Raw genomic sequence first — 16,651 nt, forward strand, 5'->3', positions numbered from 1 at the left:
GGAAGTCCGGCGTTTCCCCCGGTCCGGGCCCTCAGGGTTCCTTCCGGGTTCCTCGGGGGTTCCCGGAGGGTGAACAATGGGTGCCGTGCGGCCGGCGGGCGCCGGCCCGCACGCGAGACCCGACCCCGACCTGGAACGGAGTGGACCGTGGCGCGACCGAGAGTGGGCGTGGCGGTACTGACGATGGGCACCCGCCCCGCCGAGCTGGGCGCGCTGCTCGACTCGGTGGCGATGCAGGACGAGCCCGCCGCCCGGGTCGTCGTGGTCGGCAACGGCACCGGCTCGCTGCCCGCCCTTCCCGAGGGCGTCACCGGCGTGGAGCTGGCCGAGAACCGAGGGGTCACCGGCGGTCGGAACGTGGCCATCGACACCCTCCGCTCCTTCGGTGACGTGGACGTTCTCGTCGACCTGGACGACGACGGCCTGCTCGTCGACACGGACGTCTTCCGCCGTCTGGTCGACCTGTACGAGACCGAGCCGAAGCTCGGCGTGGTCTCCTTCCGGATCGCCGACGAGACGGGCGAGACGCAGCGCCGGCACATCCCCCGGCTCGGCGCCAAGGACCCGATGCGCGGCGGCGAGGTCACCACCTTCCTCGGTGGCGGTCACGGCCTGTCGATGCCGATGCTGGACCGGATCGGCGGCTGGCCTGAGGACTTCTTCTTCGCGCACGAGGAGACCGACCTGGCCTGGCGCGCCCTCGACGCGGGCTGGCGGATCCGGTACGCGCCCGAGCTGCTGCTCCAGCACCCGAAGACCAGCCCGGCCCGGCACGACGTCTACTACCGGATGACGGCCCGCAACCGCGTGTGGCTGGCGAAGCGGAACCTCCCGGCTCCGCTGGTGCCGCTCTACCTGGCGGTCTGGGTCCTCCTGACGGTCGCCCGCACCCGCTCGGTGCGCGGCCTGCGTTCCTGGTTCGCGGGCTTCGGGGAGGGCCTGAAGGCCCCCGCCGGACAGCGCCGTCCGATGCGCTGGTCGACGGTGCTGCGCATGACGAAGCTGGGCCGCCCGCCGATCATCTGACGGCCCCGCGCCCCGCGCCCCGCGCCCCCCGGAGCCCCCCGGGCCCCACGCCCAACGCCCCGACCCCTCTCCAGGGGCCGGGGCGTCCGGTTCAGTCGGTGATCTCGACCTTCCCGCTCATCCCGCTCATCCCGCTCGTCCCGTTGGTCCCCTTCACCTGCGGCACGGCCGCCGGCACGGACGACCCCGTGGACGACCCCACGGACGACGCCTTCGCCGTCAGCCCCTGGAGGAGCGCGGCCAGGTCGACCCCCGTCGTGGAGGAGAGCAGTTCCACGCCCTGGGCGACGTTGTCCGCGACCGCGCGCGGCAGCCTGCCCGCCCCGTCCGTGGAGATGACGGTCATCTTGTCCACGGCGGCCAGCGGCTCCGCCGCCTTGGCGACGACCTGGGGCAGGACCTCCACCAGCATCTGGAGCACGGCCGCGTCGCCGTACCGCTCGAACGCGTCGGCCCGCTTGTGCATGGCCTCCGCCTCGGCGGCACCCTTCGCCGCGATGGCACCGGCCTCCGCGTCGCCCTCCAGGCGGACCGCCTCCGCGATGGCGGCGCGCCGGGCGCGCTCGGCCTCACCGCGCTTGGCGCCCTCGATGGCCTCGGCCTCCGCCAGGGCCTGGCGGCGCTGCTTCTCGCCCTCACCGGTGAGCCGGGCGCGCTCGGCCTCGGCCTCGGCCGCCGCGATGGCGGCCATCCGCTCGGCCTCGGCCTGCTTGACCCGGGCGGTGCGCTGGGCCTCCGCCTGCTGCTCGGCCTCGTACCGCTTGGCGTCGGCGGGCTTGCGGACCTGGGTGTCGAGCTGGCGGTCGGTGAGCGCGGCCTGCCGGGCGGCGACCTTCTCCTGCTCGGCGAGGATGTCCTGCTGGCGGGCGGCCTCGGCGAGCGGCCCCGCGGCGTTGGCCTGGGCGGCGGCCTCGTCGGTCTGCGCCTTGATCTCGGCCTGCTTCAGGTACAGGGTCCGCTGGGCGACCGCGATCTCCTCCTCGGCCTTCAGCCGGGCCTGCTCGGCGGCGCGCCGGGCCTCGGCCTCGGCGATGTCGGCCTCCTGCTTGGCGCGGGCGGCCTCGGGCCGGCCGAGGTCCTCCAGGTAGGAGCCCTCGGTGGTGATGTCCTGGATCTGGAAGGCGTCGAGGACGAGGCCCTGCCCGGAGAGGCTCGCCTCGGCCTCCTCGGCGACCTGCCCGGCGAAGGCGGCCCGGTCGCGGATGATGTCCTCGACCGACATCCGGCCGACGATGGACCGCAGTGCTCCGGAGAGCACCTCCTGGGTGAAGCCGACGATGCCGTCCTGCTGCATGAGGAAGCGCTGGGCGGCGGCGCGGATGGAGTCCTCGGTGCCGCCGACCTTGACGATGGCGACGCCCTCCAGGTTGGCCTTGACGCCCCGCAGGGTGACGGCGCCGCGGACGGCGATGGGGATGTGCCGGCTGGAGAGGTCGAGGGTGAACTTCTGCTGCACGAACGGCACGACGAAGACGCCGCCGCCGACGACGACCTTCTGGCCGCTGTTGTCGGTGTAGACGCGGCCGGTCGTCGGATCGGTGGCCTTCTGGCCGCGGCGGCCGGTGATGATGAACGCCTCGCTGGGCCCCGCGACCTTGTAGCGGGTGACGACGGCGAGGCCGAGCAGGACGAGGAGGACGACGATGCCCACCACGGCGATGAGGACAGGGCTCATGGAGAACCCCCCTTCGTTCGGTACGGGAAGATGAGATCCGGCGATCGGCGGTCGGCGATCGTCGACCGGCGGTCAGCGGCCGGCGGTCAGCGGTCGACGGGCCGTACGAGGACCGAGGTCGCCGAGAGGACCGACTCGACCCACACCTCGGTGCCGCGCGGGACGGGCCGGTCCGCGCGGGCCGCGTACTTCACGGGCTGGCCGCCCAGGTGGAGCAGCACCTCGCCGTAGCCGTCCGCCGGGACGGCGGTGACGACCGAGCCGGAGCTGCCGGCGAGGTCCGCGCCGCGCGGCGCGGGCGCGTTCGTGTCGTGGAGGAGGGCCCGGCAGAACCGCCAGGTCACCCACCCCACGCCGACCCCCGCCACGACGCCCGCGCCGCTCGCGACCCCCGCCCCCGCGCCGCTCGTGCCGAGCACGAGCGCCCCCGTGAAGCCGAGCGCCGAGACGAACCCGGCGACCACCGGCAGCGACAGCAGCCCGTCGAGCCCCCCGAGCCCGTCGAAGAGTCCTTCCAGGACCCCGTCGAAGACCAGGCTCAGGACGAGCAGCAGCAGTCCGCCGATGCCGAGACCAAGAAACCAGACCATGTCCCCGCTCCTCCGGCTGCCGTGCCCTGTCCGCCGTCCAGAGGATCGTTTCACCGCGCGCCCGGACCCCGCATTGCCGGAGCCCGGCAATCTTTACGCGTCCTTGATGCCGCCCGGAATCGGACGGCCCGTGGGGCGGCCGGTCGGCCGGTCGGCCGACCGGCTCACAGCTCCTCGTCCGGCCAGCCGAGCAGCCGCGCCCCGATCGCGGCGGTCTGGAGCGTGTACCGCTGGGTGGGGTCACCGGGGTCGGTGCCGGTGAGCCGGTGGACGCGGTCGAGCCGGTACGTGACGGCCCGCACGCTCAGGGCGAGCCGGCGGGCGGTCTCGGTGGTGACGCAGCCCGCGTCGAAGTAGGCGTGCAGGGTGTCGAGCAGCGGCCGGGCGCCGCCCCGGGCGCCGGCGAGCGGCCCGAGGACGGTCCGGACGAGGTCGGCCATGGCCTGCCGGTCCCGGCCGAGGACCGGGTAGACGAGCAGGTCCGCGGCGTACAGCACGGGGCCGTCGAGCCCGATGCGGTCGGCGAGGTCGAGGGCGCCGAGCGCCTCCTCGTACGAGTGGACGACCCCGCCGGCGCCGGGGTGTGCGCGCCCGATCGCGACGAGGCTGCCGTCGGCGGTCGCGTACGTCTGCTTGGCGAAGTGGGCGAGGACCTCGGGCTCGTCGGCCGGGGCGACGCAGATCAGCCGCCCGTCCTTGGTGGTGAGCAGGATCCGTCGCGTGCCGAAGCGGGCGAGGAGCGAGGACTCCACGCTCCGCGAGACCGGCGCCCCGTCCCCGAACGGCTCGGGCGCCCGTGCGACGGCGACCGCGTGCGCGTGGGAGAGCAGCAGTCCGAACCGCTCGGCCCGCTCGGCGAGCCGCCCGAGGTCGCTGCGCCCGTACAGCAGGTCGTCGACGAACTCCCTGCGGGCGGCCTCCTCCTGGCGCACCGCCAGCTTCTGCGCCCGCTCGTGGCCCTCGGCGAAGGCGTCGACGGCCTGCTCGACGGCGGCGAGCAGCAGGTCGGGGTCGGTGCCGCGGGGCAGTCCGCCCCGCGCGGCCCGCGCGGCGGCGAGATGGGCCCGTACGAGCTCCCGCAGCCCGATCCCCGCCTCGGCGGCCCGCTCCCCCCTGGCCCGCAGCCCTTCCAGCTCCTCCCGGCTCGGCCGCCGCCCGGTGGCGCAGACGCCGGCGAGGATTCCGGCGTATCCGTCGAGGTACTCCTCGTACGGTCCCGTCATGGTCGGCCCGCCCCCTGATCCGGTCCCGGAAACGACTCAGGGCCCGACCCGCTTTCGCGGATCAGGCCCTGAACCTCTGGCTGTCGGGGTGGCGGGATTTGAACCCACGACCTCTTCGTCCCGAACGAAGCGCGCTGCCAAGCTGCGCTACACCCCGATGTCGCTGCTCTGATCTTCTCGTCGCGGCGACATCGATTACTTTAGCCCACCCGCGCCCAGAGACGAAATCCGGTTTCGGCGCCCCGCGACCGCAGGTCGGAAGCGGTCCGCCGCGACGAGGAGGAGACCGAGGGCGTAGAAGGCGAGGCCGAGGACGAGGGCGTTGAGGAGGACGCCGGCGTAGCCGTGGGCGGTGACGTCGAGGAAGGGGTACGTGTAGCGGGTCGGGTGGCCGGCGGGGAGCAGGGCGCCGCGGACCAGGGCGAAGACCAGGTAGGTGCCGGGGGCGGCGAGCCAGAGGGCGGCGTGGCGGGGGCGGAAGGCGCCGGGTCGGGTGAGCAGCAGCCAGTCCAGGGCGACGCCGATCGGGGTGACGGTGTGCAGGAGCTGGTTGGAGACGGCGCGGGCGCCGGTGAGCGCGTCGATGGCGGCGGCCTGGTCGAAGGAGCTCGCCGGGTTGTCGAGGACCAGGTGGAAGACGAGCCCGACGACGGAGATGCAGAGGAGCACCCCGCCGCTCCACACGGCGGGCAGCGGGGGCCGGCCGGTCCAGGCGCGTGCGGCGCCGAGCCCGAGGGCGACGGCGACGGCGGTGTTGGTCCAGACGGTGAAGAAGCCGAAGGCGACGAGCGGGTCGCCCTGGACGCAGTCGATCGTGACGCCGGTGGCCGCGGCGAGGGCGATGAGGGCGCGGAGGACGGCGGCGAATCGGTTCGGCATGGCCGCCACGCTACGGGGGCGGGGGCGCCCCCGTAGCCGGGTTCAGGCGCGCGCCGTCAGGGTGAGCAGCGTGGCTTCGGGCGGGCAGGCGAAGCGGACCGGGGTGAAGCGGTTGGTGCCGCAGCCCGCGGAGACGTGCAGATAGGAGGTGTGGCCGCCGGCGGTGTGGGTGGAGAGGCCCTTCACGCGGTCGGTGTCGAGGTCGCAGTTGGTGACGAGCGCCCCGTAGAAGGGGACGCACAGCTGCCCGCCGTGGGTGTGGCCGGCGAGGACCAGTTCGTAGCCGTCGGCGGTGAAGGCGTCGAGGGCGCGCAGGTACGGGGCGTGGACGATGCCGAGGGAGAAGTCCGCGGACTCCTCGGGGCCGCCGGCGACCTTCTCGTACCGGTCCCGCTTGATGTGCGGGTCGTCGAGGCCGGTGAAGGCGAGGTCGGCCTGGGGGAGCTTGAGCCGGCCGCGGGTGTTGGTGAGGTCCACCCAGCCGGCCGCGTCGAAGGCGTCCTTGATGTCCTCCCACGGGTTGTGGACGGCGCCGACGACCGGCTTGTTGCCGTTGAGCCCGTGCCGGCCCTGGACCTTCTCCAGGAGGTAGCGGCCGGGGTTGCGGAAGCGGGGGCCGTAGTAGTCGTTGGAGCCGAAGACGTAGACGCCGGGGAACTCCATGAGCGGGCCGAGCGCGTCGAGCAGCTCCGGCACGGCCTCGGTGTCGGAGAGGTTGTCGCCGGTGTTCACCACGAAGTCGGGGCGGAGCCCGGCGAGCTTCTGCAGCCAGCCGCGCTTCTTGTCCTGCCCGCACACCATGTGCACGTCGGAGACCTGGAGGACCCGCAGGTCGTCCATGCCGGGCGGCAGGACGGGGACGGTGACCCGCCGGAGCCGGAACGAGCGGGCCTCGAAGCCCGCCGCGTAGACGAGTCCGGCCGCGGCCGTGGCCGCGACGCCTGCCGTGATCTTCAGGGGGATCCCGTACCGTGCGCGCATCCCCCCATCGTTCCAGACCCGCGGGGCGTAAATGCACGGGCGGTGCGCCCCGGGCACCTGCCACACTTGAGGCCATGACCACGCTCAAGGCACGACTGAAGGACGACCTCAACGCCGCGATCAAGGACCGCGACGAACTGCGCTCCTCGACCCTGCGGCTCACCATCGCCGCGATCACCAAGGAGGAGGTCGCGGGCAAGACCAAGCGCGAGCTCTCCGAGGACGAGGTGCAGAAGGTGATCGCCAAGGAGGCGAAGAAGCGGCGCGAGGCCGCGGACGCCTTCGAGCAGGGCGGTCGCGCGGAGTCGGCCGAGCGTGAGCGGGCGGAGGGCGTCCTCCTCGACGCGTACCTGCCGAAGCAGCTCTCCGACGAGGAGCTGGACGGCATCGTCGCGGAGGCCGTCGAGGAGGCGAAGGCCGCCGGTGTCGAGGGCCCGCGCGCCATGGGCGCCGTCATGAAGATCGTGAACCCGAAGGTGGCCGGGCTGGCCGACGGCGGCCGGGTCGCCGCCGCGGTGAAGAAGCTGCTCGCGGGCTGAGTCCCGGCCCGGGGGGTACGGGACCCGGGACGTACGAGAAGGGCCCCACCGGTCTCGCCGGCGGGGCCCTTCTCGTGTGCGTGTGGCGTCAGCGGTTTCCGCCGCGGCCGTTGCCCGGCCGGGTGGTGTCCCCGCCGGTCAGGTCGGGGATCGTGATGCCCGGGAAGGGGCTGGTCGGCTGGTCGGCCGGCTTGTCGTCGCCCCGGCGCGGCTTGTCGTTCTTCTCGTCCTTCTTCGGGTCCTTCGGCTTCTCGGCCCGGGGGACCGTGATGCCGACGAAGGACGGGGTCTCGGAGCCGAGCGCCCCGGTCATGGCGATCCGCCAGATCGGGCCGGGGAGGCAGCCACCGCAGACCTTGTCGTAGTAGACGCCGCCGATGGTGAGGTCGAACATCTCCTCGCGCTTGCCGACGTCGTCGCCGACCCAGACGGCGGTGGACAGGTCCGGGGTGTAGCCGACGAACCAGGCGTCCTTGCGGCCCTCGGTGGTACCGGTCTTGCCCGCGTTGTCCCGGTCGCTCAGGCCGGCCTTCGTACCCGTGCCGTCCTCGACCACGCCCTTGAGCATCTGGTTGATCATGTCGGCGGTGCGGTCGGACATCGCGCGCGTGCACCTGGTCTGCGGCACGTTCAGCTTGTCGCCGTTGGCGGCCTTGATGGAGTCGATGACCACGGGGACGCAGTAGATGCCGCGGTTGGCGAAGGTCGCGTAGACGTTCGCCATGTCGAGCGGGGTGCTCTCCAGCGAGCCGAGGGTGGCGGAGGGGCTCTGCTTGATCGGCTTGCCCAGCTCGCGCTCGTAGCCGACCTTCTTCGCCATCGACAGCGTCTCGCAGAGGCCGGCCATCTGCTCCAGCTTGGCGAAGTACGTGTTGATGGACTTGCCGAGGGCGCTCGTCATGTCGTACGCCCCCTTCTCCGTCTTGAGCTCGTTCTGGACGGACCAGTCCGCGTATCCCGCGGGCTTGCCGTCGCAGCGCGTGTAGTCGCTCTCCTTCATGGAGATCTTCCACGGCGTGTCGAAGCTCTGCGCCGGGCTCAGGCCCTTCTCCAGCGCGGCGGCGGCCGTGATCGGCTTGAACGTCGAGCCGACCGGGAAGCCGTACGTGGTGCCGCCCATCTTGCTGCCGACGGCGAGGTTGAGCGTCGTCTGGTGCTGCTTCTGGTCCAGGCCGTACGGGCGGGACTGGCTCATCGACACGATCCGGCCGGTGCCGGGCTTGACCTGGACGACGGCGGTCGCGACCGGGTCGTCCTTGTTGACCTTGGCCACGGCGGCCTCGTTCGCCGCCGCCTGCGCCTTCGGGTCCAGCGTGGTCCGGATGGTCAGGCCGCCGAGGTTCCACAGCTTCTGGCGGTCCTCGACGGTCTTGCCGAAGACCGGGTCGGTCAGGATCGTCTTGCGGACGTAGTCGCAGAAGAACCCGGCGCCGTCGACGGCGGTGATGCAGCCGTTCCTCGGCGTCTTCACCTTCAGCTTGATCGGCTTGGCCTTGGCCTTCTCGAACTCGGCCTGGGTGATGTCGCCGACGTCCGTCATCCGCTGGAGGACGATGTTGCGCCGCTTGGTGGCTTCCTGGAGGTCGTTGATCGGGTCAAAGCGGCTCGGCGACTGCACGAGGCCGGCCATCATCGCGGCCTCGCCCAGGTCCAGCTTGGCGGCGGGCTTGGAGAAGTAGCGCTGCGAGGCGGCCTCGATGCCGTACGCCTGCTGCCCGAAGAACGTGATGTTGAGGTAGTTCTCCAGGATCTTCTTCTTGCCCAGCTCCTCCTCGACCTGGATCGCGTACTTCAGCTCGCGGACCTTGCGGCCGATCGTCTGCTGGGTGGCCTGAGCGACCTTCTCCGGGTCGTCACCTGCCTCCTCGACGAAGACGTTCTTCACGTACTGCTGGGTCAGTGTGGAGGCGCCCTCGGAGACCCCGCCCGACTGCGCGTTCTTGTTGATCGCGCGCAGCACGCCCTTGAGGTCGATGGCCCCGTGCTCGTAGAAGCGCGCGTCCTCGATCGCGACGATCGCCTTCTGCATGTACGGGGAGATCTTCTCCAGCGGCACCACCTTGCGGTCCCGGGAGTAGACCGTGGCGATCAGCCCGCCCTCGGAGTCCAGGATGGTGGTGCGCTGACTGAGCGGTGGGGTCTTCAGATTCGAGGGGATCTCGTCGAACCCCTCGACCGTCCCCTTCGCCGCCAGACCCAGTGCCCCGGCCGCGGGCAGGGCGATGCCCGCCAGCACCGCTCCGGAGAGCACACTGACACCGAGGAACTTGGCGGCCTGCTGGGTCCCGGTCAGACCACCGCCCGAGCGCTTCTTTGCCATGGGGGGCAGCCTAATCCGTGTTCCTGGGCGTTCCGCAGGAGCGGGTCCCCCTCGGAGCGTTCGCGTACCGGACCGTGACATCCGGGCGGCGTGTCCGGGCCGCGCCGGCCGCGCCGCGCCTTGCCCGTGGGGACGGGGGCGGCCGATCATCCTCACCATGAGACCCGAAGTCCGGACGTTCGTCGCCGACGGCCCGCTGCCCGACTGGGACGCGAGCGAGGAGGAGATCGGCAGGCGTGTCCGCCAGCTGGAGGCGATCGCCCGCCCGGTCACCGGGGAGGAGGCCCGCGCGCTCGTCGCCTGCTTCGGCCCGGACGACTGCTACGGCGTCGCCTGGTCGCTCCTCCACCTCATCGAGACGGCGTCATGTCCCGTCCTGACCGCCGACCCGGGTCCGGAGGCCAACGAGTGGCACCGGCGCCTCCACGGACGGACCGCGGACCAAGGGCCCGTCGGCTGAGGCTCGGGGCACGGCGAGGTGGAGCGCCTACGTTCTCAATCGCCGGACACGCGGACAGGCCTTGGCCTAAGCTGCTCCCAACTGTCACAGGAGTGCGGTCCGGCATCAACCCCCGTGCGTGACATCCGCCTGATTCCGGCATGAGTTCCGCGTCCCGAATACGCGGAACGGCGTGTCCGATTCCAGTGCGTGTGTCAGGGGGTGCCCTTTAACACACGCATGTCCTTCGATCACTCCCCTGGGTGATCTGACGCGCACGCATAGTCCGTTCGGGCCATTCAAGATTGGGCCCGAAGGGGGTGTTGCGCTGTCCCCGCCTTCCGTAACGTCCCAACTGGCAGCGGTGAATATGCCGCTGCCGCCGTGGGGGAGCCTCGATTCGGGAGAGGACGGCGCCGGTATGGGCTGGGTAGCTGACTGGAGTGCGCAGGCGGCCTGCCGCACTACCGATCCGGATGAACTTTTCGTGCAGGGAGCGGCACAGAACAGGGCAAAGGCGGTGTGCACCGGCTGCCCGGTACGCACCGAGTGCCTCGCCGACGCCCTGGACAACCGCGTGGAATTCGGCGTGTGGGGCGGCATGACGGAGCGCGAGCGCCGCGCCCTGCTGCGCCGGCGCCCCACGGTCACCTCGTGGCGGCGGCTCCTGGAGACCGCCCGCACCGAGTACGAGCGCGGCGCGGGCCTGCTGCCCGTGGCCATGGAGGACGACGCGACGTACGAGGAGTACGCCGCGGTCGGATAGCCGCGCCCCGATCCACTCGCGTGAGGTCCCGTCAGGACCGGTCGCGCGGGGACGAGAGGTGCTCACCGATGGCCCGCAGCCCGGCGAGGTCGTGCACATCGCCGGGCAGGGCGGCCACCTCGGTCACCGGCACCTCCGGATGGAGGGCCGTGAAGCGGTCCCGCGTGCGCTGCTCGCGCGCGAGCACCCGCATCCGCTCGGCGTGCAGCCGCAGCAGACCCGCGGTGAGCCGCGCGATGTCGGGGTCGGTCTCGGGAACGGTGCCGGCGTCCGGACGGGTCTCCGGGCCGGCGGTGCCGCTGTGGTCTTCGGTCGCGTCGGCTGTGGGGGCAGCCTCGGATGCGGCAGGGGGACGTGCGGGCGAATCGGCGGCGGTGGCGGAGGACGACGGCTCGGACGACGTGGCCGGGACGCCACGCCCTCCAGTCTTCCCGGGCCCCTGATCCACAATGCGGCCCTCGTCAAGATTTTCCGCGGCCGCCCGCGCCCGCTCCGCCGAGAGCCGTCCGGCCCCCGTGCCGTGGACCCGGTTGAGGACGAGCCCCGCCAGCGGCATGCCCTCCGCGGCCAGCCGCTCCACGAAGTACGCCGCCTCCCGCAGCGCGTCGCGCTCCGGCGCCGCGACCACCAGGAAGGCCGTCCCCGGCGCCTGCAGCAGCCGGTACGTGGCGTCGGCCCGCGTCCGGAAGCCGCCGAACATCGTGTCCATCGCGGCGACGAAGGTCTGCACGTCCCCCAGGAACTGACCGCCGAGGAGCTTCCCCAGCGTCCCCGACATCATCGACATGCCGACGTTGAGGAACTTCATCCCCGCCCGGCCGCCCACCTTCGCCGGCGCCATCAGCAGCTTGATGAACTTCCCGTCCAGGAAGGACCCGAGCCGCTTCGGCGCGTCCAGGAAGTCCAGGGCCGAACGCGACGGCGGGGTGTCGACGACGATCAGGTCCCACTCGTCCCGCGCCCGCAGCTGGCCCAGCTTCTCCATCGCCATGTACTCCTGCGTACCGGCGAAACCGGCCGACAGGGACTGGTAGAAGGGGTTCTCCAGGATCGCCCGCGCCCGCGCGGGCTCCGCGTGCGCCTCGACGATCTCGTCGAAGGTCCGCTTCATGTCCAGCATCATCGCGTGCAGCTCGCCGCAGTCCGACCCCTTGATGCCGTCGACCTTCCGCGGGGTGTTGTCCAGCGCGTCGATGCCCATCGACTGGGCCAGCCGGCGCGCCGGGTCGATGGTGAGGACCACCACCCGGCGGCCCCGCTCCGCCGCCCGCACGCCGAGCGCCGCCGCCGTCGTCGTCTTGCCGACGCCGCCCGCGCCGCAGCAGACGATGATCCGGGTGCCCCGGTCGTCGAGGATCGGGTCGATGTCCAGGAAGGGCGCCGCGTCCAGGCCGCCGGCCTTCGCCGGGCCGGGGGTCTTCTCCGTCACGCCGCACCCACCCCTTGCTTCCGCAGTTCCTTCGCCAGGCGGTAGAGGCCCGCGATGTCCGCCCCGTCGCCCAGATACGGCAGCTCGTACGCGGGCAGGCCCAGGCCGTCCAGGACCGCTCGCTGCTCCCGCTCCAGCTCCACCCGGCGCGCGTGCCCGGCGGCCTCGTCGAGCAGCGGCTCCACCAGGGCGGCGCCGCCCGAGACCCCCGCCGAGGCCAGGGCCCGCGCGATCGCCTCGCGGTGGTCGCCGGAGGCGGCCCGTACCGCCGCGGCGTCCAGGACGTGCGGGCGGACCATGTTCACCACCACCGTGCCCACCGGCAGCCCCGCCGCGCGCAGCTCGGCGACGCCGTCCGCCGTCTCCTGGACCGGCATCTCCTCCAGGAGGGTCACCAAGTGCACCGCCGTCTCGGGGGACTTGAGGACCTTCATCACCGCCTGCGCCTGATTGTGTATCGGGCCGATCCGGGCCAGCCCCGCCACCTCGTCGTTCACGTTGAGGAAGCGGGTGATGCGGCCGGTCGGCGGCGCGTCCATCACCACGTGGTCGTACACCGGCCGGCCGTCGCGCTCCCGCCGCCGGACCGCCTCGCACGCCTTTCCGGTGAGCAGGACGTCCCGCACCCCCGGCGCTATCGTCGTCGCGAAGTCGATCGCCCCGAGCTTCCTCAGGGCGCGGCCCGCGCCGCCCAGTTTGTAGAACATCTGGAGGTAGTCGAGGAGGGCGCGCTCGGCGTCGATGGCCAGCGCGAACACCTCGCCGCCGCCCGGAGCCACGGCGATCTTGCGCTCCTCGTAGGGAAGCGCCTCCGTCTCGAAGAGCTGTGCGATGCCCTGTCTGCCTTCGACCTCGACGAGGAGCGTGCGCTTCCCCTCCGTCGCGAGGGCGAGGGCGAGGGCGGCGGCGACCGTCGTCTTACCGGTACCGCCCTTGCCGCTGACGACCTGGAGCCTGCTCACGCTGTCGAGCCTAACCACTGGCGGGCCCGCGCAATCAGCGGACCGCCCCGGAGAAGCCCCCGAGCCGGACCCTAGGGGGAGCCTCGGCGGAGCACCCCGGCGCAGCGGCTACAGTCGGGCCCATGACCAAGTGGGAGTACGTCACGGTGCCGCTTCTGGTGCACGCGACCAAGCAGATTCTCGACAACTGGGGCCAGGACGGCTGGGAGCTCGTCCAGGTCGTGCCCGGGCCCAACAACCCGGAGCAGCTGGTGGCCTACATGAAGCGGCCGCTGTCGTGAGCGGGGCCGTCGAGGCGCGGATCGCCGAGCTGGGCCTGAAGCTGCCCGAGGTCGTCCCGCCGATCGCCGCGTACCAGCCGGCCGTGCAGTCGGGCGTGTACGTCTACACCTCGGGCCAGCTCCCGATGGTGGAGGGCAAGCTTCCGGTGACCGGCAAGGTCGGTGCCGAGGTGACCGCCGAGGAGGCCAAGGCGCTCGCCGCCACCTGCGCGCTGAACGCCCTCGCGGCCGTGAAGTCGGTCGCCGGCGACCTCGACCGGATCAAGCGGGTCGTGAAGGTGGTCGGCTTCGTCGCCTCCGCCCCCGACTTCACCGGCCAGCCCGGCGTCATCAACGGCGCCAGCGAGCTGCTCGGCGAGATCCTCGGCGACAAGGGCGTGCACGCCCGCAGCGCCGTCGGCGTCACCGTCCTCCCCCTCGACGCCCCCGTCGAGGTCGAGGTCCAGGTCGAGCTGACCGAGGCCTGATCCGCCCGTACGGCATGCCGGGAGCCGGTCGCCCCTCCCCGGGGCGGCCGGCTTCCGCGTTCCGGCGTGCCCTCGTGCATTCCGTTCGTTGCGCATAGCATCCGCCCATGTCGAATGGTCAGTGGTACCCGCCGGAATGGCCCGACCGCATCCGCGCCCTCGCCGCCGGCGAGCTGGTGCCGGTGACGCCCCGGCGCGCCGCCACCGTGCTCCTGCTGCGCGACGCGGCGGGCGGGCCCGAGGTCCACATGCTGCGCCGCCGCGCCTCCATGGCCTTCGCCGGCGGCGCGTACGCCTACCCGGGCGGCGGGGTGGACCCGCGCGACGAACAGCCGGTGCGCTGGGCCGGGCCCCCGCTGGAGGAGTGGGCGCGGCGGCTCGGGCTCGACGAGCCCGCGCAGGCGCAGGCGGTGGTCTGCGCCGCCGTCCGCGAGACCTTCGAGGAGGCGGGCGTGCTGCTCGCCGGGGAGACCGCGGACACCGTCGTCGGCGACACCACCGGCGAGGACTGGGAGCGCGACCGGCGGGCGCTGGTCGCCCGCGAGCTGTCCTTCGCGGACTTCCTCGACCGTCGCGGCCTCGCGCTCCGCTCCGACCTGCTCGGTGCCTGGGCCCGCTGGATCACTCCCGAGTTCGAGCAGCGCCGGTACGACACCTGGTTCTTCGTGGCCGCCCTGCCGGCCGGGCAGCGGACCCGGGACGTCTCCGGCGAGGCCGACCGCACGGTGTGGACCCGCCCGGTGGACGCGGCCGACGGCTACGACCGGGGCGAGCTGACGATGATGCCGCCGACGATCGCGACCCTGCGCTCCCTCCAGCCCTGCGCCACGGCCGCGGAGGCCCTGGCGGCGGCCGGGAAGCAGGACCTGACCCCGGTCCTGGCGCACGCGCGCGTGGAGGGCGATCAGGTGGTGCTCACCTGGCCGGGGCACGACGAGTTCACCAAGCGGGTCGAGGGAGGCACCCCGTGACCGACGCCGCGTCCCTGCCGGGGCAGCCGCGCGGGGTCGTCGCCTCGGGGGCCGCGACCGAGCGGGCCGTGAACGTGCTCGCGCCGAACCCGTCCGCGATGACGCTGGACGGCACCAACACCTGGCTGCTCTCCGAGCCGGACTCGGATCTGGCCGTCGTCGTCGACCCGGGGCCGCTCGACGAGGGCCACCTCCGGCACGTGCTCGACACGGCGGAGAAGCGGGGCAAGCGGGTCGCGCTGACGCTGCTGACCCACGGTCACCCGGACCACGCCGAGGGCGCGGGCCGCTTCGCCGAGCTGACCGGCACGTCCGTCCGCGCGCTCGACCCGGCGCTCCGCCTCGGCGACGAGGGCCTGGGGGAGGGCGACGTGGTGACCGTCGGCGGCCTGGAACTGCGGGTGGTGCCGACGCCCGGCCACACCTCCGACTCGCTCTCCTTCCACCTGCCCGCCGACCGGGCGGTGCTGACCGGCGACACGATCCTGGGGCGCGGCACCACGATGGTGGCGCACCCGGACGGGCGGCTCGGCGAGTACCTGGACTCGCTGCGGCGGCTGCGTTCGCTGACCGTCGACGACGGCGTGCACACGGTCCTGCCGGGGCACGGGCCGGTCCTGGAGGACGCCCAGGGGGCCGTGGACTTCTATCTGGCGCACCGGAAGAGCCGGCTCGCGCAGGTGGAGGCGGCGGTCGCGGCCGGGCACCGGACGGCGCCGGAGGTGGTGGCGCACGTGTACGCGGACGTGGACCGCTCGCTGTGGCCGGCGGCGGAACTCTCCGTACGGGCCCAGTTGGAGTACCTGCGGGAGCGCGGCGCGCTCTGACCCCCGTCGCCCCGGAGCGATCCGCCTCCCCACCCCGGGAACCCTCCGCGCTCCCCGAGTGTCTTACGCTCCGCTTACATCAGGTCGTAGCTCTCGGGGGGAATGCCCGTGTTCGTCATAGCCATCCTGCTGGTCATCGCCGCGGTGGTGCTCTGGTTCGTCGGCCGGTCGCAGGACTCGACCGGCTGGAAGCTGGGTGCCGTCGGCGCGCTGGTCGCCGGAGTCTTCTCCGTGATCGTGAGCATGACGTACGTGATCAGCGCGTACGAGGTCGGCGTCCCGGTCGCCTTCGGCAAGGTCGGTTCGCCGATGACGTCCGGCATGCACGTGAAGTCGCCGTTCACCGACGTCACCACCTTCTCCACCCGCCCGGTCGACCTCAACCTCTCCGACAAGGACGTGGTCGAGGTCCGCTCCTCCCAGGGCGGCGTCATGTACGCCGAGGTCACGGTGAAGTGGGCCGTGGTCCCGGCCAAGGCTGTCGAGCTCTACAAGCTCGCGGGCAGCGAGGACGCCATCCAGCAGCGGCTGGTCTACCCCGACAGCCGCGAGATCGTCCGCAACGTCTTCGCCCGCTACAGCAGCGAGCAGGGGTACGCCTCCGACCGCGAGAAGATCAACGCCGAGATCGCCAAGCTCATCACGGAGCGCCTGGAGCCGCGCGGCATCGTCGTCACCACGGTCAACCTGCGGAACGTGAAGCCCTCGGACGCCCTCCAGGGCCAGATCGACCGCAAGATCCAGCAGCAGCAGGCCACCGAGCGGGCCCTGGAGGCCGCCCGTACGGCCAAGGCGGAGTCCGACCGGCGCCGCATCGAGGCGGAGGGCATCGCCCGCGCCAACAAGATCCTCAACGACTCGCTGACGGACAAGGTCCTCGCCAACCAGTGCATCGACGCCTTCAAGGAGGCCGCGGCGAAGAACCCGGTCTACGCGGTGCCCTGCGGCAACGGCGCCGGCTCGACCCCGGTGATCGTGGACGGCGCCAAGCGCTAGCCGACCCGCGCCCGCCGATACGGAAGGGGGCCGCCCGGTTCGACCGGGCGGCCCCCTTCTCGTGCGTACGGATCCCTAGCGGGAGCGCTTCGCGAGGCGCTCCACGTCGAGGAGGATCACCGCGCGGGCCTCCAGGCGCAGCCAGCCGCGCTGGGCGAAGTCGGCGAGCGCCTTGTTCACGGTCTCGCGGGAGGCGCCGACGAGCTGGGCCAGCTCCTCCTGGGTGAGGTCGTGCACGACGTGGATGCCCTCCTCCGACTGCACGCCGAAGCGACGCGAC

General features: G+C 72.6%; 18 protein-coding genes and 1 tRNA gene. 9 read left to right on the plus strand and 10 right to left on the minus strand.

Translation table 11 applies throughout. The features are described 5' to 3' along the window. Window positions 1-147 precede the first annotated feature (147 nt). Window positions 148-1,026, plus strand: coding sequence for a glycosyltransferase family 2 protein (locus AB0E19_RS35120; RefSeq protein WP_362188066.1), 879 nt, complete (start codon window positions 148-150; stop codon window positions 1,024-1,026). Window positions 1,027-1,117: 91 nt separating this feature from the next. On the opposite strand, the gene AB0E19_RS35125 is transcribed toward AB0E19_RS35120, so the two are convergent. From AB0E19_RS35125 to AB0E19_RS35150, 6 genes are all read right to left on the minus strand, one after another. Further along, window positions 1,118-2,701, minus strand: coding sequence for an SPFH domain-containing protein (locus AB0E19_RS35125; protein WP_362188069.1), 1,584 nt, complete (start codon window positions 2,699-2,701; stop codon window positions 1,118-1,120). Between the two features lie 86 nt (window positions 2,702-2,787). After that, window positions 2,788-3,291, minus strand: coding sequence for a hypothetical protein (locus AB0E19_RS35130; RefSeq protein WP_362188072.1), 504 nt, complete (start codon window positions 3,289-3,291; stop codon window positions 2,788-2,790). Between the two features lie 164 nt (window positions 3,292-3,455). Then, the gene (locus tag AB0E19_RS35135; RefSeq protein WP_362188075.1) at window positions 3,456-4,514 is read right to left on the minus strand and encodes a helix-turn-helix domain-containing protein; all 1,059 of its coding nucleotides are present in this window, start codon (window positions 4,512-4,514) and stop codon (window positions 3,456-3,458) included. 83 nt (window positions 4,515-4,597) lie between these two features. Further along, a tRNA-Pro gene (locus AB0E19_RS35140) sits at window positions 4,598-4,671 on the minus strand. A gap of 38 nt (window positions 4,672-4,709) precedes the next feature. Continuing rightward, window positions 4,710-5,393, minus strand: coding sequence for a Pr6Pr family membrane protein (locus AB0E19_RS35145; protein WP_362188078.1), 684 nt, complete (start codon window positions 5,391-5,393; stop codon window positions 4,710-4,712). Window positions 5,394-5,435: 42 nt separating this feature from the next. Further along, on the minus strand, window positions 5,436-6,374 hold the full coding sequence (locus tag AB0E19_RS35150; RefSeq protein ID WP_362188081.1) for a metallophosphoesterase: 939 nt from the start codon (window positions 6,372-6,374) through the stop codon (window positions 5,436-5,438). Between the two features lie 74 nt (window positions 6,375-6,448). Between AB0E19_RS35150 and AB0E19_RS35155 the strand changes: the two genes are divergently transcribed. Further along, on the plus strand, window positions 6,449-6,913 hold the full coding sequence (locus tag AB0E19_RS35155; RefSeq protein ID WP_362188084.1) for a GatB/YqeY domain-containing protein: 465 nt from the start codon (window positions 6,449-6,451) through the stop codon (window positions 6,911-6,913). Between the two features lie 88 nt (window positions 6,914-7,001). Here the strand turns inward: AB0E19_RS35155 and AB0E19_RS35160 are convergent, their stop codons facing one another. Further along, window positions 7,002-9,233: a transglycosylase domain-containing protein gene (locus AB0E19_RS35160; RefSeq protein WP_362188087.1), complete on the minus strand. Its 2,232-nt coding sequence runs from the start codon at window positions 9,231-9,233 to the stop codon at window positions 7,002-7,004. Between the two features lie 157 nt (window positions 9,234-9,390). On the opposite strand from AB0E19_RS35160, the gene AB0E19_RS35165 reads away from it, so the two are divergent. Beyond that, window positions 9,391-9,693 (plus strand): hypothetical protein, encoded by a 303-nt coding sequence (locus tag AB0E19_RS35165; RefSeq protein ID WP_362188090.1) that lies wholly within the window; start codon window positions 9,391-9,393, stop codon window positions 9,691-9,693. Between the two features lie 400 nt (window positions 9,694-10,093). Then, on the plus strand, window positions 10,094-10,438 hold the full coding sequence (locus AB0E19_RS35170) for a WhiB family transcriptional regulator (protein WP_030495795.1): 345 nt from the start codon (window positions 10,094-10,096) through the stop codon (window positions 10,436-10,438). A gap of 31 nt (window positions 10,439-10,469) precedes the next feature. On the opposite strand, the gene AB0E19_RS35175 is transcribed toward AB0E19_RS35170, so the two are convergent. Next, entirely contained in the window at window positions 10,470-11,867 is a 1,398-nt protein-coding gene (locus AB0E19_RS35175) for an ArsA family ATPase (protein ID WP_362188094.1), read from the minus strand. Continuing rightward, on the minus strand, window positions 11,864-12,829 hold the full coding sequence (locus AB0E19_RS35180; RefSeq protein WP_362188097.1) for an ArsA-related P-loop ATPase: 966 nt from the start codon (window positions 12,827-12,829) through the stop codon (window positions 11,864-11,866). Before AB0E19_RS35180 ends, AB0E19_RS35175 begins: the two co-directional genes overlap by 4 nt. A gap of 122 nt (window positions 12,830-12,951) precedes the next feature. Between AB0E19_RS35180 and AB0E19_RS35185 the strand changes: the two genes are divergently transcribed. The 5 genes from AB0E19_RS35185 (at window position 12,952) to AB0E19_RS35205 (ending at window position 16,371) form a co-directional block, all read left to right on the plus strand. Beyond that, window positions 12,952-13,110 (plus strand): DUF4177 domain-containing protein, encoded by a 159-nt coding sequence (locus AB0E19_RS35185; RefSeq protein ID WP_169093077.1) that lies wholly within the window; start codon window positions 12,952-12,954, stop codon window positions 13,108-13,110. After that, window positions 13,107-13,577, plus strand: coding sequence for a RidA family protein (locus AB0E19_RS35190; RefSeq protein ID WP_362188102.1), 471 nt, complete (start codon window positions 13,107-13,109; stop codon window positions 13,575-13,577). The genes AB0E19_RS35185 and AB0E19_RS35190 overlap by 4 nt, the downstream gene beginning before the upstream one ends. A 107-nt stretch (window positions 13,578-13,684) precedes the next feature. Beyond that, complete coding sequence (locus tag AB0E19_RS35195; RefSeq protein WP_362188105.1) at window positions 13,685-14,548, plus strand: NUDIX hydrolase; 864 nt, start codon at window positions 13,685-13,687, stop codon at window positions 14,546-14,548. Beyond that, entirely contained in the window at window positions 14,545-15,375 is an 831-nt protein-coding gene (locus tag AB0E19_RS35200) for an MBL fold metallo-hydrolase (protein ID WP_360602517.1), read from the plus strand. Before AB0E19_RS35195 ends, AB0E19_RS35200 begins: the two co-directional genes overlap by 4 nt. 108 nt (window positions 15,376-15,483) lie before the next feature. Then, a complete protein-coding gene (locus AB0E19_RS35205) occupies window positions 15,484-16,371 on the plus strand; it encodes a prohibitin family protein (protein ID WP_362188109.1) in 888 nt (295 codons plus the stop codon). 75 nt (window positions 16,372-16,446) lie between these two features. On the opposite strand, the gene AB0E19_RS35210 is transcribed toward AB0E19_RS35205, so the two are convergent. Then, a partial coding sequence (locus tag AB0E19_RS35210) for a helix-turn-helix domain-containing protein (RefSeq protein ID WP_362188112.1) occupies window positions 16,447-16,651 on the minus strand: 205 nt, incomplete at its 5' end.

The organism is Streptomyces sp. NPDC047974 (assembly GCF_040653375.1).
Taxonomy (GTDB): Bacteria; Actinomycetota; Actinomycetes; order Streptomycetales; family Streptomycetaceae; genus Streptomyces.